Annotated in this window: 20 protein-coding genes; 4 read left to right on the forward strand and 16 right to left on the reverse strand. The window is 55.0% G+C overall.

The window, feature by feature from the left end:
• Nucleotides 1–36: 36 nt before the first annotated feature.
• Nucleotides 37–3,525 carry a CDP-glycerol glycerophosphotransferase family protein gene (locus HED64_RS18490; protein ID WP_168153431.1) on the reverse strand — a complete coding sequence of 1,163 codons (3,489 nt, stop codon included), beginning with the start codon at nt 3,523–3,525 and terminating at the stop codon, nt 37–39.
• Between the two features lie 241 nt (nt 3,526–3,766).
• Entirely contained in the window at nt 3,767–5,140 is a 1,374-nt protein-coding gene (locus HED64_RS18495) for a stealth family protein (RefSeq protein ID WP_168153432.1), read from the reverse strand.
• A 130-nt stretch (nt 5,141–5,270) separates the two neighbouring features.
• Here HED64_RS18495 and HED64_RS20210 point away from each other — a divergent pair, with 130 nt between their 5' ends.
• The gene (locus tag HED64_RS20210; protein WP_168153433.1) at nt 5,271–6,494 is read left to right on the forward strand and encodes a CDP-glycerol glycerophosphotransferase family protein; all 1,224 of its coding nucleotides are present in this window, start codon (nt 5,271–5,273) and stop codon (nt 6,492–6,494) included.
• Between the two features lie 112 nt (nt 6,495–6,606).
• Here the strand turns inward: HED64_RS20210 and HED64_RS18505 are convergent, their stop codons facing one another.
• From HED64_RS18505 to coaD, 10 genes are all read right to left on the reverse strand, one after another.
• The gene (locus tag HED64_RS18505; RefSeq protein ID WP_168153434.1) at nt 6,607–8,670 is read right to left on the reverse strand and encodes an acyltransferase family protein; all 2,064 of its coding nucleotides are present in this window, start codon (nt 8,668–8,670) and stop codon (nt 6,607–6,609) included.
• Nucleotides 8,671–8,878: 208 nt separating this feature from the next.
• Nucleotides 8,879–9,340 (reverse strand): FAD synthase family protein, encoded by a 462-nt coding sequence (locus tag HED64_RS18510; protein WP_168153435.1) that lies wholly within the window; start codon nt 9,338–9,340, stop codon nt 8,879–8,881.
• Between the two features lie 53 nt (nt 9,341–9,393).
• Nucleotides 9,394–10,236 (reverse strand): glycosyltransferase family 2 protein, encoded by an 843-nt coding sequence (locus tag HED64_RS18515; protein ID WP_210149989.1) that lies wholly within the window; start codon nt 10,234–10,236, stop codon nt 9,394–9,396.
• A gap of 55 nt (nt 10,237–10,291) precedes the next feature.
• Nucleotides 10,292–11,116, reverse strand: coding sequence for a CDP-alcohol phosphatidyltransferase family protein (locus HED64_RS18520; protein ID WP_168153437.1), 825 nt, complete (start codon nt 11,114–11,116; stop codon nt 10,292–10,294).
• Nucleotides 11,113–12,123: a glycosyltransferase family 2 protein gene (locus HED64_RS18525; RefSeq protein ID WP_168153438.1), complete on the reverse strand. Its 1,011-nt coding sequence runs from the start codon at nt 12,121–12,123 to the stop codon at nt 11,113–11,115. The genes HED64_RS18520 and HED64_RS18525 overlap by 4 nt, the downstream gene beginning before the upstream one ends.
• 41 nt (nt 12,124–12,164) lie before the next feature.
• Nucleotides 12,165–13,028, reverse strand: a complete 864-nt coding sequence (locus HED64_RS18530) for an ABC transporter ATP-binding protein (RefSeq protein ID WP_168153439.1) — start codon at nt 13,026–13,028, stop codon at nt 12,165–12,167.
• Nucleotides 13,012–13,881, reverse strand: a complete 870-nt coding sequence (locus HED64_RS18535) for an ABC transporter permease (RefSeq protein ID WP_342590775.1) — start codon at nt 13,879–13,881, stop codon at nt 13,012–13,014. The genes HED64_RS18530 and HED64_RS18535 overlap by 17 nt, the downstream gene beginning before the upstream one ends.
• Nucleotides 13,882–13,991: 110 nt before the next feature.
• Nucleotides 13,992–15,044, reverse strand: a complete 1,053-nt coding sequence (locus HED64_RS18540; RefSeq protein ID WP_168153440.1) for an LCP family protein — start codon at nt 15,042–15,044, stop codon at nt 13,992–13,994.
• Nucleotides 15,045–15,184: 140 nt separating this feature from the next.
• On the reverse strand, nt 15,185–16,081 hold the full coding sequence (galU, locus tag HED64_RS18545; RefSeq protein WP_168153441.1) for a UTP--glucose-1-phosphate uridylyltransferase GalU: 897 nt from the start codon (nt 16,079–16,081) through the stop codon (nt 15,185–15,187).
• Nucleotides 16,082–16,124: 43 nt separating this feature from the next.
• On the reverse strand, nt 16,125–16,607 hold the full coding sequence (gene coaD, locus HED64_RS18550; RefSeq protein ID WP_132358014.1) for a pantetheine-phosphate adenylyltransferase: 483 nt from the start codon (nt 16,605–16,607) through the stop codon (nt 16,125–16,127).
• Between the two features lie 115 nt (nt 16,608–16,722).
• On the opposite strand from coaD, the gene HED64_RS18555 reads away from it, so the two are divergent.
• Together HED64_RS18555 and HED64_RS18560 are read left to right on the forward strand one after the other, a co-directional pair.
• A complete protein-coding gene (locus HED64_RS18555) occupies nt 16,723–17,934 on the forward strand; it encodes an aminotransferase class I/II-fold pyridoxal phosphate-dependent enzyme (protein ID WP_168153442.1) in 1,212 nt (403 codons plus the stop codon).
• A gap of 2 nt (nt 17,935–17,936) precedes the next feature.
• The gene (locus HED64_RS18560) at nt 17,937–18,716 is read left to right on the forward strand and encodes a fused MFS/spermidine synthase (protein WP_168153443.1); all 780 of its coding nucleotides are present in this window, start codon (nt 17,937–17,939) and stop codon (nt 18,714–18,716) included.
• On the opposite strand, the gene rsmD is transcribed toward HED64_RS18560, so the two are convergent.
• From rsmD to HED64_RS18580, 4 genes are read right to left on the reverse strand one after another with little or no spacing between them, the layout of a single operon-like run.
• Nucleotides 18,678–19,280, reverse strand: coding sequence for a 16S rRNA (guanine(966)-N(2))-methyltransferase RsmD (gene rsmD, locus HED64_RS18565; protein WP_168153444.1), 603 nt, complete (start codon nt 19,278–19,280; stop codon nt 18,678–18,680). The genes HED64_RS18560 and rsmD overlap by 39 nt on opposite strands.
• Before the next feature lie 7 nt (nt 19,281–19,287).
• Nucleotides 19,288–21,501, reverse strand: coding sequence for an ATP-dependent DNA helicase RecG (locus HED64_RS18570; RefSeq protein WP_168153445.1), 2,214 nt, complete (start codon nt 21,499–21,501; stop codon nt 19,288–19,290).
• Nucleotides 21,491–22,468, reverse strand: a complete 978-nt coding sequence (locus HED64_RS18575) for a DAK2 domain-containing protein (protein ID WP_342590776.1) — start codon at nt 22,466–22,468, stop codon at nt 21,491–21,493. The genes HED64_RS18570 and HED64_RS18575 overlap by 11 nt, the downstream gene beginning before the upstream one ends.
• Nucleotides 22,469–22,475: 7 nt before the next feature.
• Nucleotides 22,476–23,522 carry an LCP family protein gene (locus HED64_RS18580; protein ID WP_168153446.1) on the reverse strand — a complete coding sequence of 349 codons (1,047 nt, stop codon included), beginning with the start codon at nt 23,520–23,522 and terminating at the stop codon, nt 22,476–22,478.
• Nucleotides 23,523–23,599: 77 nt separating this feature from the next.
• Between HED64_RS18580 and HED64_RS20110 the strand changes: the two genes are divergently transcribed.
• On the forward strand, nt 23,600–24,139 hold the full coding sequence (locus HED64_RS20110; RefSeq protein ID WP_168153447.1) for a DUF3515 domain-containing protein: 540 nt from the start codon (nt 23,600–23,602) through the stop codon (nt 24,137–24,139).
• Nucleotides 24,140–24,213: the final 74 nt, after the last annotated feature.

The raw sequence follows: 24,213 nt of genomic DNA on the forward strand, positions 1-24,213 counted from the left end.
TGATGACTCCTGTAGAACATAGACCGACATTCCATCCTAGCGTGATTCGTGACCGGAACCAAAACCGTTTGCGGCAACACGTGCTGGATCAGATCCTTCAACACCGAATATTTCATCTACAACCCTACGTGCCGAGAAACCATCATCGTGCGGAGCGAATTTCGCGATGAAAGCATCGCTGGGGCCCGTCACGGCCTGTTGACCGCTGAGCGCCTCACCCAGTACGTCCCAAAGCTCCTCTTCGTCACGAACAATTGGCCCAGGAAGTTCTTTGTCATAGTCCAAATAGAACCCACGCAGGTTGTCACGGTAGTTATCGAGATCATATGCGAAGAAGACAATCGGGCGCCTCAGCAGCGCGTAGTCGAAGAAGACCGAAGAATAGTCGGTGATCAATACATCGCTGACAAGGTACAAGTCTTGAATTTCGGGATAGGCAGAAAGATTCAGTACCCTGCCCGCCAATTCGTTGGGAACAGAAATTCCGGAGCTTACCAAGACATGCATGCGAAGGAGCAGCACGGTGTTTTCGCCGAAGCGCTCGTTAAACGTCTCGAGATCGAAGGGAAGCTGAAAAGTAAACCGACCTTTTCCGTTGCCAGCGTCATCGCGGAAGGTAGGCGCGTAAAGGACGACCTTATGCTCGTCCGGAATCCCCAACGTGTTTTTGATCGCTTGGGCACGTGTTGGCGCCGAAGGCTCCAACAATGGGTCGTTTCGCGGGTAACCGAGTTCCAAGATCGGCCCCTTATACGCAAAGGCGCTGCGCATAGCTTCGGTTGCATATGGGCTCGGTGACAGAAGGTACGACCATTGACTGATAGCCCGAGTGACGCGCTCAAGGTAGCCCTCGTCGCGACCCTGAATATCTTCAATGTCATTGAGCATGCGCTTGAGGGGTGTCCCGTGCCATGTCTGAACATAAATCCCTGCCTTGCGACGCGTCACGTAGAACGGCAGGTTCTGGTTCACTACCCAGTACTTGGCCCGGGCGAGATGCCAGAAGTATTCCATCGAAAGCCGTTTTACCGCGATCGTGTTTGGATCCGTAAATTTGTGTTGTCCGGAGTAGATCCAGACCTTCTTGCGAGTGTCACCTCGCCGAAGCAGCTCCTCATAAATGTATCTAGGTGAATCTGCATACTGCTTACCCAGACCAGATTCGAAAACGATAAGTTCCCCATCGGTCGGTAGGCGCCGGAGCAAAGATTGCATGCGTTTCATCACGGGGTAGTAATAGCCACTTCTTCGGAAACGATTCTGCACCTTGTCGGCAAGTTCGTTCTGTTGTAGCTTTTTGACGCGAAGTGGTGACACCTGCAGTTTTGAAATCGCCTCAAAAACACGCGCCGAATGGTTTCGGTCACGAGCCACGATAAAGTTCGATGCTCGATCGTGATTAGTAGGATCGATAGACATCCCTCGCTCCACGGTCTCGGAGAGGCGCTCGATTAAGGCCTCACGTGTGACGGCAATTGCACCAGGTAACTCCTGATCCAAGTCAAGGTGAGATCCGGACTTACCCAAAAAACGTCCGCGATCGAATTGGAAGTAATGCACTGGCTTTTCGAGGAAGCTAAAGTCGAAACCAACACTTGAGTAGTCGGTCACCATGGCGGCACTCTGCTTCATCAAATACTGGACATCGACTTCCCCTTGTTCAATGATTCGCACCGGAGCGTCCTGGAAGTAAGCCCTGAAGTGCTGCATGTTTGGGTGAAGACAAAAAAGCAGCTCAAGATCGTTTTCGCGAACAAGTTTGGCCAACTCGGGGTCATGCAGGAAACCGTTCCATTGCTGGAAGTACTCGGACTCAATGAATGCCTCGCCATTTTGGAGCCAATCTCTCCACGTCGGGATGATCAGAACTTGTCGCGAACGAACTTGAACATCCGTGTTGAACAATGCATCGAACCGAGGCAGGCCGGTGACAGCGACTTCCTTCGGATCGTAACCAAAATCGCCAACGATATAAGACTTTTCATGCTCAGACGACACACAGAACAGGTCTGTTGTGAAGCCGACGGACTTTTTCCCGTAATTTGGCACCATCCACTTAGTACCCATGACTCCGTGCTGAAGGAAAACCTTTCCAGCACGAGACTTTGAAACGAAAGCTGGGTGCCGAGTTGGATACAGATAATCGGGATGGTGCGATCCAATAATGCGGTCGGCTGCCAACGCGATCTCAAAATGTTCTTTCGACTGGTAGCCAACGACGTTGCCCAGTGCGCGAACGTTTTCGAACTCTGGGGAGGACAAATCGATGACGTAGTACGCGTCGACCTCGGGGTGGTTCTCCCTGACGTATTTGAAGAAGTGGTAGCCGTTGTCTTGAGCTTTATATGGCAATTCGCCGATGAGCCATATCGGTTTCCGGCCGCGAGCCGCGACCTTGTTCAGAACGGGGTTGAAGTTCTGAAGAACTTCGAAGGATTCCCTCTCGATGACTTCAAGAATCAGCGAGGTGGCCTTGCGCTTGAACGTGTAATAGGGGTTAATTACCAGCGTCTTACCGTCTAAGGTGAAGTCACCGCCACGAGTTGTCGCCCGAATAGCATAGGGAGTCCGTGCAATGCGAAGGCGTACAGGATCTTCAACGCCAAAAATGACAACTTCGAGATACACGTCAAAATTGTCCGAGGTGTCGATCTGTTGCCAATCCTGACCGACAAAGGACACTTCGGCGTTCCATGAATATCGCCCGAATCCGTATCGCTTACTCGTCTGCGGTTGGACCAGTCGAAGGTCAGCCGGTGCCGTGAATTCTTGGCCGCTACGGCGCCCGATGACAAGCAACTGACCGGAGACAATACGTGAGGTCTTACTGTAGGCAAGGCCCGCCAAACGCAAGGAACCCTCATGAACCGATATCGCGTCAGTACGCAGTTTAACGCTGTGCGTAACTGAGCGGTTCATCGCGATTGCAAGCTCGCCTCGCTTATTGATGTATGGATGCGCACTGCCATAAGGACTATTGTTTTGTTCGAGTTTCCCCAGCTCAGTTTCTCCGGCGCGGCCAATAACACGGTGAAAGCGCACCGCATCTCCCTCGTCAAGAGTGCCCTCTTCGACAAGCTGGTTCATTTCTGCTCTGGAGAGGGGCAAATCATGCCCGGGAATCTCGACTGCCGCAACACCAAGCGGAAGCGCTCCGACTTCACCGGCATACTCCATACACACTCGGAGATAGCCAACGGTGGGATCGTATCCGCCTCCGTCCTCGGATTCTTCAGCGTTCTCAGGATCCTCAGCGAATTCAGAATCTTCGGCAAGCATTTTAGTTACTGCCGTTTGCCATTGTTTTGTCAGTCGGACAAGATCGAAAGTACCGAAGGAGTCGAAAACGTCAGGGCCAATTTGCGTGGAAGTTTTCAGTTCCGAACGGGCAATGATGGTTGTTCCCCGCAAGAAGCTGAGTCCCGAAGGTTGTTGGTTGCTGTGCGTCCTCACCAGCAGGTCCGTACCTACTTGGCTTACCGTAAGTGAAAGCGCGCCCTTGTTTGTTCGGGTCTTGCGGTTCAAGTCCTTACGGTGAAGGTTCCTCCCATATAGGTCCTGGATCATGCTCGCCAAGCTCGTGGGTTTGTGCTTCACAAAGCAACCTTTCAGTCTAAGAAATCATGCAAAATCGGATCAAGTTGGTCTTGTGCCAGCAGCCCAGCGGTAGTCCTCGGGGTCGTCCTAACCGACCTGTCGAGGTTGTGGCTGAAATGCTGTCAGTAGCTGGGCTGCATCAGGCGCCTTCGGGCATGGTGCTTGAAGCCTATGGGGTCTCAAACGAGGACGGCCACGGGAACATTCTCTGTAGGAACTGCTCGACACTAGTCGAGACTTCAGCCGTCCTAGCTGGCGTTGAAGTGACTTCGTTGAGACAAAACATCTGGGGACGTTTTTGTAGAAAAAGTCGCGCAATTTTCTGCTGTGCACTTTCGGAGCCCAGATCGATGTATCGATAATCGACGTCAGCCGGAAAAGCCGCACCCATCGCACACCCGTAGTAATGGGCTAGTGCAGAAGGTATCGAAAGATCACTCTCGCTCCTGAACCTAGCTTTGGCGGTAGCCGTCACTTCCGCCGGATGTGTCTCAGCGATGGTCTTTAGTGTGGACATAAGTTGTGCATGCGCGACATGCTTGAATTTGTGGCTGGTTGTCATCCCGAACGTGGATGCCAAGAGCCGATTGTTATTTCGGGCAGCAATATTCACCGGCAAGTTGGCGGTCTCCGGTAGATCAAAACGTGCGTCCGACAGTGAGAATTTGGGGTACCCGGTTGGAGTGTAGAAAACCTGTTTGCCTAGTGGTCGACCGAAAAACACATCGTCGTTGACGTAGAGGAAACGCTCGGACAGATTCGGGATCCGGTACAACTGCGACTCGATCGAATGCGAATTGAAAGTCGGCAAGGCAGCAGGATCCTCGAAGATATCGGCGTGGTCCACCAGGGTAATCTTCGGATTGTCGGTGTCGAGCCAGGCGGGATGCTGTCCGGCCGTCACGATGAAGATCTGATTAACCCATGGCAGGAACGCTTCAACGGATCTCAACGAAAATCGGAGTTCATCATGCGATTGGTAACGAGCCTCATCGTTGGCCGTCGGTGGAAGTTCACCGGTGATCCGATCCTCGGCCCGCAACCGGTTCGCCTTCCACTCCTCATCAGAACCGTCAACCCACGTGTACACGAGGTCGATGGTCTCTCTCACATCCAAAAGATTTCTAGAGGTCGGCTGCTGTCCGCCAGAAGCCACTAACAACCGAACACCTATCGTCTCGGTCAAGTCCCTCCGACGCCCGACCTGAGACCTGGTGGCGCAGCTCCATCCAGCGATAGCATCTTGGCTCAGCGCTTCCTTCATGATGGGCTCGAGGCTAAATCCTGCGGAACTCAGTAGGGCGCGCAATTCGGTCGCGTCGTTCGGTCCGACATTGACCGTGGCTACACCGTTGGCCCAATGCACCTTCAGACCTGAGGAAGCAATGACCGTCTCCATTGCTTCAGCTTGCATTTGCCGCAGGCTGGCGATGTTGGTGATTGCAGCAGGGGTCTTTCTGTCCACTAGAGCAATGGCGTGTTGCCAGTAGCTTGGAGGAATCAAGGCACCAACCCGTCCTTTCCAACCGGATATCAGGCTCATGTCCACTTCCTTCAAGGTATTACCGTCAAAGCGCTGTTCGCGTTTGCTGCCTGTCTAGTCTATTCATTTTCCCTGAGAAGTTCTGACAACCTGAACTCACCACATAATTCGAGACATCTAAGATGGGTTCGTGACTATCCTTGAAACCTTGACGCGCCAGACCAAACTTCTTTCCGGAAGAATCCATGCGATGGCCGTGGAAAAGCGAGTCATCGGAGCGCTACGCTCATCCACTCCTCAGCAGGACGACGCGGTGGACTTCATCCTCTTCTTCGCCGATGGCCCCGGGCAGAGGTACCAATTAGAACAGTGGCTCGTCCCCTTCGAGTCCCTTGCCGATCGCGGTTATGGTGTGTGTGTGGTCGTCATGAACTCGCTCACTGCAAAATTCGTGGCCAGCAGCACGCGTCTGCCAATCTTGCTTTCTCGTTCGATGGAAACCATCGAGTCGTTGCTGGCATCCTGGGGAACATCGGGCATCTTCTACGTCAACAATTCTCAAGCGAACTTTACAATGCTTCGAGTAAGCGGCCCCGCCCACGTTCATTTGAGCCATGGTGAGAGTGAAAAATCATCAATGGTGTCGAACCAGCTAAAAGCCTACGACTTCGCCTTCATTGCCGGCGAGGTTGCCCGATCTCGAATCATCAACGCCATCCCACGTTTTGATGCGACCAAGCTGGTAGAGATTGGCCGACCGCAGCTCGACGTTGTCGCCAACGGTTCGCCGCCTCGGTTAGCAGAATCACGTGTGAAGGTCCTATACGCGCCGACTTGGGAAGGCGACGGAAAAAATATGGACTACAGCTCTATCGCGCGGGTCGGCCTCAAAATCGTCACGGCGTTGCTTTCCGATGAAAGATTCACTGTCATCTTTAGGCCCCACCCAAAGACAGGGAGCTGGTCGGCAACGGCGCGACAGGAATTGGCTAATATCAGGAAAGCCATCTCCGCTGCTTCCAGCAAAGCACCCGCAGCCGGCCATCACATTGATCAGAACGACGACTCGGGACTGAGCATCCTCGAAGCAGATATTGTCATCTGCGATATTTCCGCCATAGCCATGGATGCAGTTGGGTTGGATAAGCCTATGCTGCTACTTCACAGTGAAAATACCGAAATAACCAAAGAACTCGCTCCCAGCCAAACGCTCTTGCTGAAGCAGGCCAAGGACCTGCTCGATCATGACAACACTCGAGCGTTTGGGGACGAGCTAGAACGCCTCGCCACCGCGGGTGTTACGAGTGAACAACGATCACTGCAAAAAAGGGTGTTTGGTTCTCCCGCACTTGGCCACTCCACTGACCGATTCATAGAAGCTGCAGCTCGCGTAGCCGGAGTTCGCCAGCGCTAAGGACTCCCCTGCCCGGATTGAATCACCCTTGAGTGACTATGCCGTGATCAACGGACGTTGCCTGCTAAACCTTGTGCGTGATGTTCGCGGCGGCGAGCGTCGTTCACTGCAACTACGAGGCTCGCTTCAACGCCTTGACTATGTCCTTTTCTAAGTACGGGGACAAGGTGGCAGCATACGATGCGGTGATGTGCGACCCATCGAAATAGACAACAGTGCCGCCGATGACAGCCGGGCACGTGCCCTTCTGGCAGAAGTAACGCGTGGGATCCACAACTTCAACGTTTGGAATTTTCATGGCCCCTGCAGCATCAGCCAACGGGTCCATCCATTGCCATTCGTCCGTGCTGCCGGAGCACGAAGCATTGGGATTGGCAGCAACAGCAACGCAGTCCGGAATGTTTTTAACCGTGGCTCCAGGGAACGGCGTATCTCGAATGATCACGATTGGAGTGCCGGCGGCCGCCCACTTTTTCAGATAGCTTTTGTAACCAGCACGTGCGGAAGGTTCTGTTGAAGCAAAACTCTGATTCGCAACGGGAACGGACTGCCTTTCGGACGTAATTACAAAGTCAAACTGCCCCTTGCTGGTCTGGTCAAGAACCCATTGTCCGTAATCCGAACAGCCCTGTGCCTTCACCTCTGCATCAAATTTCAGCTTGGCATCGGTCGGGTTGCACCGGGAGACAAGGAACGTGGTGATCGTCCAATCGTTCTCATCTGCAATCCTTTGCAACGCGGGTAACCAATGTCCGGCGTGGGAATTGCCTACCAAGGCAACCTGAGTTTTTCCGGTTCCGTAGGTGCACTTCGGTTTCTTGGCATACGGCTCGTTAGACCAGCAACCATCTTTATAGGCATCGGACTTGTCGGTCTTGGCCAATGATGCAGGCAGTATCAGGTTATTGCGTGGGTTATACGCGCACGATTCTGTTTCTTCGTGCAACACCGAGGCTCCGAAACACGGGACCTCGCCCTTGAGTGCCGCAGCGAGTTGAACTGATTCGTTTGCCTTGCGGATACTTGCTTCGGTAGCAATGCCTCCGGCGATCAGTGAAATGACAGCGGTTCCTACAATGAGGAACCTGACGGGTGTGACATATCGGGAGACATCCAGTGTTTTGCGAAAAGCATCCTCGACATATTTCTTGCTGAGCATCGAAAGAACGATTGTGGCTGCAGCGATCGCCAAGAGATCCAGCGTCCCCAAGGGGCCCGACACAAATGGCACTAGGACAAGGAGGGGCCAATGCCAGAGATAGATCGAGTATGAGTGAGCCCCCAAAAACTGGAAAGGCTTCGAACTAAGCAGACTGTTGGGCGAGACACGCGAGGTGGCAGCTACCCAAATGACAAGCGCCGTACCGAAGACCGGAAGTGCCGCGGCATAACCTGGAAACGCGGTTCCTGCATCAAAGCGAATACCTGCAACAACGATTCCAGCCAATCCTGCCCATGCAAGGAGCGCGGCTACGGGTGTACGGCTAAAGGAAGGACGAGGCCTCGGAAGAAGCGCTACGACGGCACCCGCCGCGAGCTCCCACGCACGAGTGAATGTGGAGAAGTAGGCCACCGACGGATTGGTACTTGTCAGGTAGACAGAGTAGATCCCAGAAACCACAACTATGAACACAACACCAGAAAGCAGGATGGTCTTTGCTTTTAACTTCTGCTTTGCAGCGAACCAGACTAAGCCAGCGATGAAGATCGGCCATATCAGGTAGAACTGTTCTTCAACGGCCAGGGACCAATAATGTTGCACCGCTGTGGGCGCATTGTCTTCGGCCAGGTAATCAACACTGGTCTTCAGCAGATACCAGTTTTGCGAGTAGAACGCTGAGGCAATGGCTTGCAACGTGTTCTCGCGCCAAAACGATTCCGGCGTCAGGACGCGAACGGCAACGATCGTGCTCAGGAGCACCAGCATTGCGGCAGGCAGTAGTCGTTTAACCCTACGCAGCCAGAAAGATCCTAGGTCTTTGATCTGACTCGGTGGATGCTTGACCAGATGCGAAGTGATCAGATAACCGGAGATGACGAAGAAAACATCAACTCCAATGAAGCCACCAGTAATCGATTGAGGGAGCAAGTGATAAATTACGACAAGACCCACAGCAATAGCGCGTAGTCCCTGAATGTCGAGTCTGAATTTTGTACCCGTGATCGTGTTGCTCATAAATCTTTCACTCGTTTCGAATCCTAAGGATCCCGTGGCATAACGACGACGAATCAAACTTGCTGCACCTGATATTTTGAGTTTGGAGAGCAGCGAAAGCGTCGGAAACGGTTCTAACCACCATTCATGTGGATCGCTTTGTGCCAAGACACACCGAAACTATCGCCCCACCGACAGCGCTTGCCTCTAGCCTCGTGATTTGAGACGGCTAACTAAGTTCCTTGACAATCTGGCTCAGGGAATCGAGGGTGTCCTTCAGCTTCGCGACGTGGCGCTCGTCGAAGGCACTGAGGACTCGCTTGAGTTCCGTCGTTGAGATCCCTGTGGTTCGCGGCAGGTAGATGACTTCCACCTTGTCGCCCAGGTCGTCAAACTTGCCCTTCCAATCCTCACCAATGCCGAAGACGTCAACATCGTACTTGGCAATGTCCAGACGCTTTTGGTCCCAGTTGTCTTCCGGGATGGCCAAGTCAACGTACTGAATGGCCTGAACGATTTCGAGGCGCTGTTCAAAGGGCACGATGGGCTTTTTGCCTTTGACGGCGTTGAATTCATCGGTGGAAACACCGACGATCAAACGATCGCCCTTCTCCTTGAGTCGCTTGAGGATGTTCAAGTGACCCACGTGGAAGAGGTCAAAGGTTCCGTAGGTAAGTACTGTCTTGGCCAAGATTGGCTCCAATGCTTGGATCGGCGGAGGGGGTACACGCGTGGCGCCGGTAATTAGATAATGGGGGGCCGGCCGGCCAACATCATCCGAAGATGAGTTGACCATTTCAGTTTAGGTCTCGGGGATGAGTACCAAGGGTTCTCGCGCCACCCGGCGCGCCAGCCACCAAAGTATTGCCGCACGGCTCCGGGTTCTTTGCGCAGACGAGCGGTTTCAATCAGAGCCCAGCTGCTGACGTAGATCCAGCTAAATGGCCAGCGTAGGTTTCGCTTGGCCAGCCACACGCGGTTACGGGCGTTGAGCCGGTAGAACTCTTCGTGCCTGCGCTGATCCACGACAGGGTGGGCAATCCGCAGATCACCCGCGTACCAAACATGGTGTCCGGTGTCCCAGACTCGCCAGGCCAGTTCGATGCCCTCGTGCGCGTACCAAAAGCCGCCGGCCCATCCGCCGGTTTCATCAAAGATGTAGCGTGGCATCAGCAGGCATGTTTCCCCCACATGGAAGACTCGGCTTGATTCGATGGCCGTGCGCTTGTTCAGCCGCGGGATCCAGCGGGTGGGATCGTCATCGCGTTCGGGATCGGTAATTCGGGGTTGCAGCAGTCCCATTTTTGGGTGCTTCTTGAAACGCTGGATGGCAGTTTCAAGAAAGTTGTCATCCAGGAACCAGCAGTCATCATCAACGAAGCAGAGGTACTCCCCCGCGACATGTGGCACGCCGGCATTTCGACCAGCGGGGATGCCGAGGTTATCTTCCAGGTACTTACCGCGGACGCCCTCGGGCAGGCCCAGTGGATCCCACCCGTTACCCACGACAATGACGTCAAGCTCGACGTTCCGTTGCGCCAGCAAGCTCTTGAGGGCTCGGTCCAGCTCCTGAGGCCTGGCACCCATGGTCAGCACTACCACTCCGACGGTGGGTAGAGCAGGTGAAGCGTTTTTCACTGGATCACCGCAACCGTGATGAAGCCATGGTGGCGACGAAGTGACCGAAATTGACCAGCACTACCGCCGGGAGAAGAATCCACAGCATCCACTTTTCGGCGATTCCCGGAGTTCCTGCAATGAGCGAGACCACCGACAGAACCAAGATGAGCAGGCTGAGTTCAACAGCGTGAAGCATCTTGTGGAAGGGAAGGAATCGTGCTGCCGAACGCAGCTTGCCCACGAGGCTCGTCTGCGAGACGGCTCGCGCTTCGGCGGTATCCGGGAGCTTGCCCAGACCGGCCATGCTGCGAGCCGCGTGAACCATGAGGCTCTGGGAACGGTTAAGCACCAGAAGGGTGGAAAGCACTGCGGCAATAAATAGCGTCGGCCATGCTTGAGAGGCATCTGCCCCCTGGGTCTGTAGCTCACGGAATACGCGATAACCCAAAGCCAGAGGAATGAGGGCCTCGGTGGTGTGGTGGCCAACCATATCGATGAAGATCCCGCGGGGTGACTGCGTTCCGCGCCAGCGCGCTACTTCACCATCACTGCAATCGAAATAGAGCTGTACCTGGGAAAGAACCACCGCCAGCAGCGGTCCCCAAACGCCGGGAATGAGTAGTGCAATCGACATGAGCCAGCCAGCCAGGATCATCAGCCCGGTGACACCATTGGCGCTGATGCGGGTGCGCACCAAGACGGCCGTCAGGTAGATCGAAATGTGGCGCAGGTACAGTTCGGCGGTCCAGTGTTCGGCGTTGCGTCGAGCTCGGACCTCCGGCGGTTGGCAGACGGCACGCAACTGCTCGAGGGTCGGATTACTGGGGCGTGCAAAATCGTTGCTCATGAACGTACCCTTCCCTTGTCAATTGTGCCCTGCGCGCCACGGAGGCGTCCCTTAACAAAGCCGACGGCCCACGGGAAGTGGATGGTCGGCAAGACCCTGAGCATCAGGACCTTTTCAAGGGTCGATGCTCGCTTCGACCGTGCTGCGGCAAATACCACCAGGCCCGCATAACCAATTGGTGCAACCTTGGCCAGGTTGACGATGAAATTCACAACCGGAGGCAGATGCTGAGCTACCGACGGGTGCACGATCCAGGCCACGAGGCCGAGGGTGGTACCGACGACCATCAGTGGCGGGAGATCATGACGCAATGACTTGCCGTCCGGATATCGACGGGCAATCTCCCCGCGCCACATCCCAGAAGCATAGGATTGCGCGGCCAAGGACTTAAAGTCATCACGTGGGAAATATCCGGTGCAAAGTTCCGGGTCAAACCAGACTGTTCGTCCTGCCTGCCGAATCCGCAGGCAGAGCTCCCAATCCTGGGCGCGCCACAGCGACTCGTCGTAGTATCCAACTTCGTCAAAAATTTCTCGACGGAAGATGCCAAGGTAGGCGGACTCTGCCGGTCCTTCATCGCCACCGTTATGGTAGGCGGCGCCGCCCATACCCCATGGCGAATGGTAGGCCGCAGCCACCGCTCGCTGAAGCGGATTCTTGCCGCGGGCGTCCATCAGGCCGCCCACATCATGGGCGTCAACACGAAACAGCGTCTCGATACCGCGAGCGGTATAGGAAGGTTCCAATTCGCTGTGCGCATCAACGCGCACAACGATTGGCTGTGTGGACGCTTTGATCGCAAGATTTAGGCCAATGGGGGTTCTCCCCATTGGATTGTGAACCAACTTCACCCGAGGGTCCTCCGACGCAAGCTGCGCGGCAACCTCGTCCGTGGCATCGGTGCTCGGTCCTAGGGCGAGAACGATTTCCTTGTCACCTTTGTACTCTTGGGAGAGCACGCTAGCGACGGCTTCACGTAAATAGTTTGCCTCGTTGAGAACCGGCATGACATAAGAGACGCCGTGAAACTTTGCCGTCTGGGCACTTGTCACTTTTTCTTGGCCTTGTAGGCGTTCACGACGGTCTTGGCATCCCCGTCCATGATCAGAACGCCCTTCTCAATCCACAGAGCCCTATTGCACGTGTCAATAATCGAGTTCATGGAGTGGGAGACGAGAAAAATGGTGCCTGCGTTTTCCCGAATTTCGCGGATCCTGGCTTCACTGCGCTTGCGGAAACGCGCATCGCCGACAGCCAAGGCCTCATCAACGATGAGGATGTCATGCTGTTTGGAAGCAGCAATGGCGAATTTCAGACGCGCCGACATACCCGAGCTGTACGTTCGCATCGGAAGATCAATGAACTCTTCCAGTTCGGCAAACTTGATGATGTCTTCACGCATGGCACTAATTTCTTGGCGGTTGTAGCCAAGCGCTAAGCCACCGAGAACAATGTTTTTATCCCCAGAGAGGTCTGCGATCAACGCTGCGCCAACGCCCAACATGTTGGGACGAGAAGAAGCATAGACCGAACCCGAAGCGGGTGTGGTGAGCCCCGTGATGGTACGCATCAGCGTGGACTTGCCCGAACCGTTGGAGCCAATCACACCGATCGACTCGTTTTCGTAGGCCACAAACGAGATGCCTTTAATGGCGTGTACTTCGCGAATGCCACGGGTTGAGGCTTGCAGCAACCTCTTGGCCCCTGCGCCACCCAAAGACTTTCCACTGGAATAGACCTGGTACTTCACATGCAAGTCATCGACGATGACTACGGGAACACGATCCCCGTCGATGGCTACTTTGGGCGATTCGGAAGCCACCATTGGCGAATCGTCGAAGACGGGTGCCGGTTCAAACTTTGCATGTAGACGTGGATTAATTAAGTCATCAAAACTAGTCAATTCGACCATAACGTTCCTCCGCAGACCAGAAGTAGATGGTGCCTCCGACAAGCGCGACAACAGCCCAAACGCCTAGGACCACCCAATAGAACGGCGGATAGTCGACGCTGTTCATGATGGAGCCACGGGCAATTTGCAGCGCTTGATAGAGCGGGTGGAAGTCAAACATTCGCACCAAAATGGGGAAGGCATTGAGAATACGGTCAACACCGAACAGCACGCCAGAGGTGTAAAACAAGACCCTCGTGATAAGAGGGAGGAACTGCGTAAAGTCGCGTATATGTACGGTGAGTCGAGCACATACCAAGGCCATGCCGGTATTAAACATCGTAAAGAGAGCCAGCAGAGGAACAACCATCAGCCAACTCCACTTGGGCGGTGTACCCAGGATCATGCAGTAAATGAACATGACCCCCAGCATTGGAACCAAGGTCAGAAACTGTTGGATCACCGCAGCGATGGGAAGGGTGATGCGAGGGAATGAGAGGGATTGGACCAAGGAGGCGTTACCGGTGATGGATTTAGCACCGGAATTCACCGAACCCGTAAAGAACTCGAAGAAGAAGACACCAATGACTACATAAGCCGGGAAGTCGTGCGGCTTATTTGCCTGCAAAAGTCCAAAAATAACGCCATACATCAACGCGTTCATGGTCGGTTTGATGATGACCCACAGCATACCCAGTCGGTTTCGCTGGTTAGTCGCCTGGAGCCGGCTTCTGGCAAGTTCAAAGGCAAAATCACGTCTTTGCCATGCCTGCATCAGATAGCTCCGCAGGCTGGGGCGAGCACCGACCCTATTCAGGCCTTGCTGCTCCGCATATTCGGCAGCTGTCATAAGTCTTGTTACCTCGTTGATCACGGTTTACTCGTCCGCTGACGCTGACGAACCTAATGAAGTCTAGTAGATACCCACCGTGATGCCCGGCTGTCGTGGGGCGATCGACCAATGTGTGATCTATGTATCATTGCCTACTTGTCTAGTTTTGCGCCGTCCAGGTAAGCCTTAAGGGTGTCACTTTTCAACGCTTTGCCGATATCGGTAAGGGCTTTCTCGTCGCGCAGGACGATGGACTGGCCGTCGGGAGAGGTGCCGACCCCGGCAGTTGGCAGGGTGAACATCTTGATGTCGGATGCCCTGACGTTCTTGAGCTGAACGCCCAAGCCCGCAGCAGTCGCTGCATCAAAACCATTATCCAGCGAAAGATACGGCGAAACCTTGTCGATGATCTCAAAGATGGTGGAAGGGTTTGTCAGGGTGTCCTTGGACAAGAGCTCCGACATTGCCGCATTAATGAACTTCTGCTGGTTGCGCACTCGCTGGTAATCGCCGTCAATGAATGACTTTCTTTCGCGAACAAATCTCAGGGCGCGATCACCCTCTAGTTCGATGTCACCGACGGGGTAGAAGTAGTCTGTATCGTTGGCAGTGAATTCGAAGTCGTTGGTCACCGTGACGCCACCAAGCGCTGTGGTCAGCTCCCTGAAGCCCTCAAAGTCAATCATGGCTACGTGATCAATCTTGGTATCCAGCATGCCTTCAACCGTCTGGACGGCTAGTGGCACACCGCCTTCGGACATGGCCGCGTTGATCTTTTGACTTCCATAGCCAGGAATGTCGGTGTAGAGATCGCGCATGATCGACATGACGTAAACGCCGGACCGATCTTCAGGAATATGCATCAGCATCATCGAGTCTGAGCGCTGGTCGGTTCCGCCGCCCTGAAGCAAGTCCGCGGTAGCTGTACCGGCTGCACCGTGGTCAACGCCCAACAGCAAGAAGTTCAGTGAACCGTCTTCGGGGTCTTTGACAGGACGAGATTCTTCTTCGGGGAAGGCGTTGTCAATGACTTGGGTTTTTGAATTGAACGTCTGTACCAAGTTAACAACGTAGGTAGAGGCCACGATTGCGGCGATGACCACGACGGCGATGCCGACAATGAGCGCAATTCGTCCTCGACGTTTTTTACGTCGAGTGAGCCTGCGAGGCACATAATCTGGGGGAAAATCATTCTTGGTAGGCAATCAACGTCTCCATTAGACCGGAACGAGAAGTCTTGGGCGACTCGAGGCAATGTATCGGTCGAAAACTTTCGTACAAACAAGGCAAGGCTAACCAGCGTCCCTGTGAGGACGCTGAGTCAACCTTGCCACCATAGGTCATTTTAGCGTTTTGCTACAAAGTCCTTAAGCCATGGCACCAATGCTGGCCCGAGGTCAGCGCGATCGCAGGCTAGGGAAATAACGGCCTGGATGTAGCTGAGCTTGTCACCCGTGTCGTATCGTCGGCCGCGGAAAATCACTGCGTGCACTCCACTACCCGGACCCTCGGCGCTTGCCAGTGTTTGGAGGGCATCTGTTAACTGAATTTCTCCACCCCTGCCCGGGCCGGTCTCATCTAGTACCTCAAACACACGCGGGTGAAGGATATAGCGGCCAATTACCGCGAGGTTTGAGGGTGCTTCTTCGACCGATGGCTTCTCCACCAGACCATTAACCTTGACGAATTCTTCTCCGTCGACGGCCGAGACATCGGCACAGCCGTAGGCGCTGATCTGCTGGGGGTCAACTTCCATCAGAGCAATGACGGAACCACCAGTCTTTTCCTGGACGTCGATCATGATCGAGAGCAATTCATCACGCTCGTCAATCAAATCATCGCCCAGCAGAACCGCAAACGCTTCGTCGCCCACGTGCTGCTTGGCACAGAGGACCGCGTGGCCGAGCCCCTTCGGATCGCGTTGGCGAATGTAATGTATATCACCGAGAGAAGTGGCTTCCCGAACGCGCCTAAGCTTCTCCGTGTCGCCTTTGGCTTCGAGGGTCGCTTCCAACGACGGAACACGGTCAAAGTGGTCTTCAAGAGCACGCTTGCTTCGTCCGGTAACCATCAAGACGTCGGTTAGGCCAGCGCGTGCAGCCTCGGCCACCACGTACTGGATGGCGGGCTCATCAACAACTGGAAGCATTTCCTTGGGCATGGCCTTGGTCGCTGGCAGGAAACGAGTTCCCAACCCTGCAGCCGGAATAACAGCCTTGATTACACGCCTACTTTGAGTCATGGTTCTGACTTTACGTCATGGAATGAACAAACTCAGAACTCAATTACGACGACTGGGTTGGATTGCGCAAACGCTTCAATACTGTTCGTGGCAAATAGTCCGAAACGTCGCCCCCGAGAGATTGGATCTCTTTGAGGAGCGAGGAGGAAAGGTGCGTGTACCGGTTATCTGCAGCCAAAAACACTGTTTCCACACCGGTCATGTGGCGATTCATCACGGCCATGGGCGTTTCATACTGATAATCAACGGTGGAGCGAAGCCCTTTAACGATCGCATCGGCGCCATGGAGCTTGCAGAAGTCTGCCAATAGACCTTCGCCCATCGGCTCTACGCTCACTCCGCGTAAACCACCAATGGTCTCGCGAACCATCTCAAGGCGTTCATCGGCGTCAAAACGGTACTTCTTCGAGTAGTTCGTGGATACGGCCACGATGACTTCATCAAAGAGATTGCTTGCACGGGCAATGATCTCAACATGACCATTATGGATGGGGTCAAAAGACCCGGGGCAGACGGCTCGACGCATACAGTGAAATCTACCAAGCCCACCTCGTTCATTCCCCGTTCGGCCCGCCTAAAGACTCTGCGTGTCGTTTCGGTGCTTTGGCAGTGCTAAATCAATCTCAAGCAATAATGGAGTCATGTCCACTCACGTATTTCCGTGGCAGCGCATGGCTGCTGGTGCCAACTTGCTTTCTCCCAGCGGCGACCTTGGTGTCACCATATTTGAGGAAATCACCACCCTCGCAGCGAAGCATGATGCCATCAACTTGGGACAAGGTTTTCCGGACACCGATGGTCCCCACATCTTCAAGAACATCGCGGCCAGCGGTGTCGCAGGCGACCTCAATCAGTACGCCCCGGGGGCAGGAATACTCCCCCTTCGCAAGGCCATTTCGGATCACCAGCGGCGTTTTTACGATTTAGATGTTGACTACAACGACGAAATTGTCGTGACTACCGGCGCCACCGAAGCCATCGCGGCGGCGATCCTGGCTTTTGTGCAACCGGGCGACGAGGTCATTACCTTTGAACCTTTCTACGATTCCTATGGGGCAACTATCGGGTTGGCTGGTGGCGTGCATAAGACCATCGCTCTGAGTGCTCCTAGCTTCCAGCCCGACATCGAGGATTTGCGCGCCACCTTCACCGATCGAACTCGCATGGTGGTCCTGAACAATCCACACAATCCAACGGGCGCCACCTTTGACAAAAAGGTGCTGGCTGAGATTGTTGCGTTGGCAACCAAACACGATTGCCTCATTCTCTCCGATGAGGTTTATGAACATCTCACCTATGGGGTTACCCATATTCCGATCGCGTCGTTGCCCGGGGCCTGGGAGCGTACGATCACCGTATCTTCGGCTGGGAAGACCTTTTCATTCACCGGGTGGAAGGTTGGCTGGGCAACGGGACCAGCTGAGCTCATCGCAGCCGTTCGAACTGTCAAGCAATTCTTGAGTTACTCCTCGGGCACCGCGTTCCAACCCGCCGTTGCCGAAGCGCTGGGCTCCGACAAATCATTCTTCGATAATTTTGCTCGCGATCTGGGTGAGCGCTGCGAAATTCTTGCCGGTGGATTGGAAGCTGCAGGAATGACGGTATATCGCCCGCGTGGTACCTACTTCATCGTCGCCGACGTGGCACCGCTGGGGTTCGACAACGCCCTGGATCTGGCTCGTCAAATGCCCGAATCGATCGGAGTTGCAGGCATTCCACTCTCAGTCTTCTGCCAACCGGACGGGGCTGAGCGGACTCGAACCCTCATGCGATTTGCCTTCTGCAAGAAGCCGACTTTACTCATGGAAGCATCCACCCGGTTGTCCCTACTATCCGCAAAGCTGGGTGGCTAAGGGTGGCACAGCGTGCCAGCCGCTGGCTCAGCCAACTTGGAGCCCATGCGACCCTGGAAGAAGACGAGTTCGTCCCCGGTGCGTGGGTCTTGTCGTTAGGCGATGCCCAACAATCCCATGTTAACGTTGCACACCCAGAAGAAATCTTCTACGAGTATCTTCGTCGATTGGCAAACCATGTGGATGAGCAGGCCGCGCCGGGAGTCCCCCTACGTGTGCTCCATTTAGGCGCCGGTGCCTTAACCCTTGCTCGCTATATCCAAAAGTTGCGCCCGGGCAGCGATCAAGTCGCCGTTGATTTGGAGCGTGAGCTACTTGACTTCGTCTTAGACGCGCTGCCGATGGCAGATCCTCACAAACTCAGGACAATCATTGGTGACGCTCGGGAGGTGTTGACCGGTGAACTAATCAATGAATCATTCGATATCATCGTTCTCGATATCTTCAGTGGCTCTGGCGCTCCGGAACATCTAACTGTTTCATCCTTTTACGCGGAGATGGATGCGCTGTTGTCACCCGGGGGGATCATCTTGGTCAATGTCGGCGATGACCCGCCCTTTTCCTTCGCGGATACTCAAATTAGCGCCATCTCGGAGATTTTCACCACGGTGATCGGCAGTGCACCTACAGAGATCTTCACTCGAAAATATCCTGGCAACATGATTCTCGCCGGCACCCAAGCCAAGCTCGATCTGGCAAGGGTGGAAAGGTTGCGCAGTGCGGGCCCTCATCCGGGGACCGTGCTATTTGGTTCCGACCTGGATGGGTTCGGCAAACCATAGTCGTGTTTCGCCGTACTTCTTCTCAGCGAACCTTTCCATGCCGGCCGGCCAGATAGGTTCTGGAGATCGGGTGGATCGCTCGATCACCACTGTAGCGTCAACGTCGAGGACCAATGAGACCTTTTCCAAGGTTGTCGCTAGTTCTTCTTCGCTCAAGGGGTACGGCGGATCCATGAATACGAGGTTCCATGATTTCCCGGCGGTTCCGCCAGGGACTGGTGCGAAAGAATCGAGAACGCTGTCCACCGAACCACGACGAACACTCACCAAGGCGCTGTTCCGCAGAGCCTTGTTAACTAATCCGGCGTTTGTTTGGCATACGGCCACCGCCTTGGGCGCCAGTTCTACCAGCAAGACCGAACGCGCGCCCCTGCTGGCTGCTTCAATGCCTAACGACCCAGCGCCAGCGTATAGATCCAATACGCGTGCGTTGGCTAGGACGTCGTAACTTTCAAGTCTGGAGAATAAAGCCTCCTTGACTCTGTCGGTGGTTGGCCGGGTGGAGTCCCCTGGCACGCTCTTGAGTGGAATGCCTCCGGCGGCGCCGGCCACAATACGAGTCATGGTAGATCTATCCCCTTTCCAGGAATGCTTGCATGTCTTCATCGACCCATGCTTCAACGGCCGACTGCAGCCCGGGATAAGAATCCAGACTTACTTCTCCTGCAACAAGTGATTCGGCGGTAGTACGAGCACGGGCAATGAGTTTAGCGTCCTTCATGACGCGTAAAACCTTGAGTGCCGATTTGGAACCGGATTGGCTCGCGCCGAGGATATCGCCTTCCCGGCGTTCATTCAGGTCGGATTCGGCGAGGATGAATCCGTCCGTGGTCGATTCTACGGCCTGCAGTCGGGCCACTGACGGATGATCCGCATCAAGCCACGTTGCCATCAAACACGTTCCGGGTAAACCACCGCGCCCAACACGCCCCCGCAGCTGATGCAATTGCGATATGCCAAAGTTTTCGGCGTCAATGATCACCATGAGCGTTGCGTTGTGCACGTCGACACCGACTTCGATGACGGTGGTGGCCACCAATATGGCAGCTTTTCCGCTATCAAAAGCCTGCATGGCTTCGAATTTTTCATCGCTAGACATCCGGCCATGGAGGGCACGAATCTCGGTGTCGGCAAAGATCGGCATGGACTCCAAGATTTCCATCATCTTCTCAACCGTCATCGACGCCGGTTTTGGGGGCCCGTCACCGGCTGGCGCTTCGCTTTCCGGGTCGGCGGCGGCCGGCAAGAAGTCGTCCTCGGCTGTCTTCTCACTAATCCGAGGGCAGACGACATAGACCTGGTGGCCTTTTGCTGTTTCCTCGGCGATGCGAGTAAATAGCCGCTGTTGCATCTTCGGAATCTGGAGCGGGACCAGATGCGTTGAGATAGGTGCTCTACCCGGAGGGAGCGACTTCATCAGACTGATCTCAAGGTCCCCAAAAACTGTCATCGCGACGGTTCGTGGAATCGGAGTCGCCGTCATAACCAGCATGTGCGGGGGTGTTTCCGCCTTGGAGCGCATGGCATCACGTTGCTCAACACCGAATCGGTGCTGCTCGTCAACGACTACCAGTCCCAAATCCACGAAACTCACCATGTCGGCGAGCAGAGCGTGTGTCCCCACAAGGATTCCGGTCTCTCCGGAAGCCGCTCCCAAGAGCGCCTTTTTCCTTTGCGCGGTGTTCAGCGAACCGGTCAGGATATCCACGCGTGTGGCGCGAGGGTCCGATCCTAATTCTCCACCGGCGCCCAAGGAACCAAGCAGCTTCCTGATGGACTGATAGTGCTGCTGGGCCAGCACCTCGGTGGGGGCCAGCAGTGCCGTCTGTCCTCCGGAATCAATGACCTGCAACATGGCGCGCAGTGCCACGAGTGTCTTGCCCGAGCCCACCTCGCCCTGGAGCAGCCGGTTCATCGGATGTCCGCGGACCAAGTCAGCGGAAATCTCCATGCCAGAAGTGATCTGCCCATCGGTGAGGGTGAACGGAAGTGTCTTGTCGAACGCCGATAGCAGCCCATCGGATGAACCGTGACGAGCGATGGCCGGCTGCTGCAAGCGATAGACGCGTCGCTGTGCCAAGGCCAGTTGCAGGAGGAATGCTTCTTCGAAAGCAAACCGCGTTCTCGCGGCGTAGCCTTGTCCGACGGTCTGCGGCCGATGAATGTTTTCGTAAGCCAACACCCGAGTTGGAATTCGTTGCGTTTCGAGAATTGCCTCGGGAATGAATTCCGGGAAGCCACTGGGCGAAACTCCCGCTAGCACCAACGCCAAAACGTCTCGGATCTTCTTGTTCGGGAACTTTGCCGTGGCCGGGTAAATGGGAATGGGACGTGGGTCGGCATCGGCCGCCGTGTCGAGCAACGAGTAATCGGGCTGCGTAAGTTCCAGATGGTTGCGGTAGATGGTGACTTTGCCGCTGAACATGGCCGTGGATCCGACCTGCAGGTCACGCTTGGCCTCGAAGCCATTAAAGAACGTCATGCGAAGCGTCGACTGATCCGGTCCAAGGGCATCGGAGACGACGACTTCCAACAGGAAACCGGACCGTGACTGCATTCGGCGTTGATTAACCGATTGCACCTCTGCGACGATCGTGACATCGTCTCCCACTGGCAAATCCGAGATCTTGGAAAGCTCTCCGATTTCCATGTAGCGACGGGGAAAATGCGCGAGCATCTCCCCCACCGTTACATAGCCAAAAGCAGTTTCGACCTTGCGAGCGGTAGCTGTTCCAAGAACTGAATCCAACGTGGTTTCGGGCGTGAAAAGTTGATTAGGCGTCATGCGTGCAAAGGTCAGTGACTGAAACGTTGACCGGTGAGCCCATACCTTTGATCACGCTGAGTGCTGCCTCTGCCTCTGGCACGTGAACGTGGACCCGCCAACGGTACCCCTCCTCGGTGGGGTTGACCGGGCTCATGATGACCGAATCGCCGATGGCATCGAGCTGTCCGCGTAGGGTTGCTGCACCCAAGGCATCCAAATTGATCGTGCACATGACTTCCACTCCGGTGTCCCTATTCTGGACTTGGTGGATATGTGGGTCTTGGATGCCGTAGCCGTGAAGTTGTGAGTATTCTTCGTGGTCAATGGTGAGTCCAAGGAGAGTCCCGCGCAGTTCATTAAGAATGATCAGCACGCCCACTGCTCCCGCATCAACGATCTGGGCCGCATGTAATTCGCCCAGTTCGTTTTCTGTTGCCACCACGCCACGTTCGGCCGCAAGGCACAAAGCGTCCAGCAGTTCGATCAGTGCAGCTCTACTTTCGGGTTCCAAAGCGCTGGAGCGCACAGTCGTCAGAGCAGCATCGGAGACCACTGCCATCACCGAAAGCATGGTCCCCGATACTGGATCGCTGAGCGCTGACCAGGCCCTGACTTTCCCGCGTTCCAACGCCGTGGCGAGAACCGGGGCGGTGAGGCGTTCAACGCCACTCAACGGTTCCGCCATCCCTGCCATGAACACAGCCAATAAGGTGCCGGAATTACCTCGTGCCGATTCCATCGCCGCGCGGGAGGCCATGGTCATTAGCTCACCAATGTCTGCAGTTTCCAATTTGGAGATGGCATCATGGGCACTTCGTGCGGTCAGGTATAGGTTGCTCCCGGTGTCGCCGTCGGCTACCGGAAAGATATTGATCGCGTTGAGCCGATCACTATGATTCCCGAGGCTCTTAACGATGCGTTGGAGCCACGTTGCCAGGGCCTTGGAATTGGCGTGTATTTTTTGGTTCATGGTGTGGATGATCACTGGATCCTTAGAGCCCGTTATCCGTGACGAACTTTCCCACCTTGTCATCCTGGAGCGCGTCGGCAAAGGAACCAATAACATCCATGTCCGGTACAACGATGGACTGGCCATCGGCGGAGCGCCCGGTTCCCTTATTCGGAAGCGTGAAGAAGTGCATGTCACTTGACCGCACGTTCGCCATGGTGGTTCCCAACTTTGCTACCTTGACGGCGTCCAGGGTTTCATCCACTGCAACGTAAGGGGCGAATTGCTTGACCGTCTCGGAAATCTTGGCCGGGTCGGTCAACGTTTCCTTGGACATTAGCGTGCTCATGACAGCCTTAACGTACAGCTGCTGGTTGCGAACGCGCTGATAGTCCCCATCCTTGAAAGCGTAGCGTTCACGGACGAAGGCAAGGGCTTCCTCGCCTTTAAGAGTCTGAACTCCCTTCGGGAAGACAAAGCCATCCTTGAGATTCTGCTTGAAGGCGATGGGGTTATTGATTTCGACCCCACCCAACGCATCCGTCAGTCCTTTGAAGCCCTCAAAGTCAATGGAAGCGACGTGATCGATACGCGTATCAAGCAACCCTTCGAGGGTCTGAACTGCTAAGGCCACTCCCCCATAGGCGAAGGCCGCATTGATCTTGGCGCTTCCATGTCCGGGGATATCCAGCCACGTGTCGCGCATGATTGAGGTGACGTAAACACCTTCACGGTTTGAGGGGATGTGAACCAACATCATGGTGTCGGAGCGACCACCGTTAGGGAGCGATGCAAAGTTCTCTTCACCTTGGTCGGTTGCCCGCGTGTCATTACCCAACAGCAGGATATTAACCGCGTCCTTAGAAGCCTCTGCCTTTACTGGCCGCAAGGATTCCTCTGGGAAGGCATTGGGCAGCTTCTCGGTTCCATTGTCGAAGCTGCGTGCCAGCGAGAAGAGGTATCCTCCGGCCACCAGCAGGGCAATGAGGACCAGAGATACTGCACCAAGCAGCACCATCAATCCGGTGCGCTTCTTCTTTTTGGGCGTTTCGTAGCTGGCGCCTTCATAGGAACCATTCATATGTGTCATTTATGCCTCTCAAGCAATTACTCCATTACATCCTAGTCATGTCCCACGCCCGGTAGGCTGTTTAAGTGCCTAGATCGATGTTTACCAGACCAGATACCTTGAACTCACAGTCTTCTTTCAGAATTGAGCGCCCCCGTACGCCGCTCCGTTTCAGGGCCAGCACGAGTATTGTGCTTGGCCTTTCGGGGCTAGCAGTTCTCACCGGATGCGCACCTATCGCCAATGTTCAGTCCGCTGATGACGCGGGGAATCCACTGTGCGCGGAGATGATGGTGGTACTGCCACCAGAAGTCGCAGAACAGCAAAAACGTCAGACCAACAGCCAGGGAACTGCGGTGTGGGGTGATCCTGCGCAATTGGTTCTACGTTGCGGGGTCACTGCTCCGCCACCGTCCACAGATCCCTGTGTCAGCGTGAACGGCGTGGATTGGTTGGCCAAGGAAGGCGAAGATGCCTGGACGCTCACCACCTATGGTCGTGCTCCCGCCACGGAGCTGGTCTTTGACCCTAACGTCATTCCATCGAGCACGGTTTTGGCAACACTCTCCAGCGCAGCATCCAAGATTCCGGCCGAACGTACCTGCACCACCGTGAGCAAGACCGTCGACGTTCCCTAACCCCATAAGCAACGACAGGGGCACGGCACCAATCCAACGTGGTGCCGTGCCCCTTGATGTTTGGGATCAGAATC

It is taken from the genome of Paeniglutamicibacter terrestris, from assembly GCF_012271785.1.
Classification (GTDB): Bacteria; Actinomycetota; Actinomycetes; order Actinomycetales; family Micrococcaceae; genus Paeniglutamicibacter; species Paeniglutamicibacter terrestris.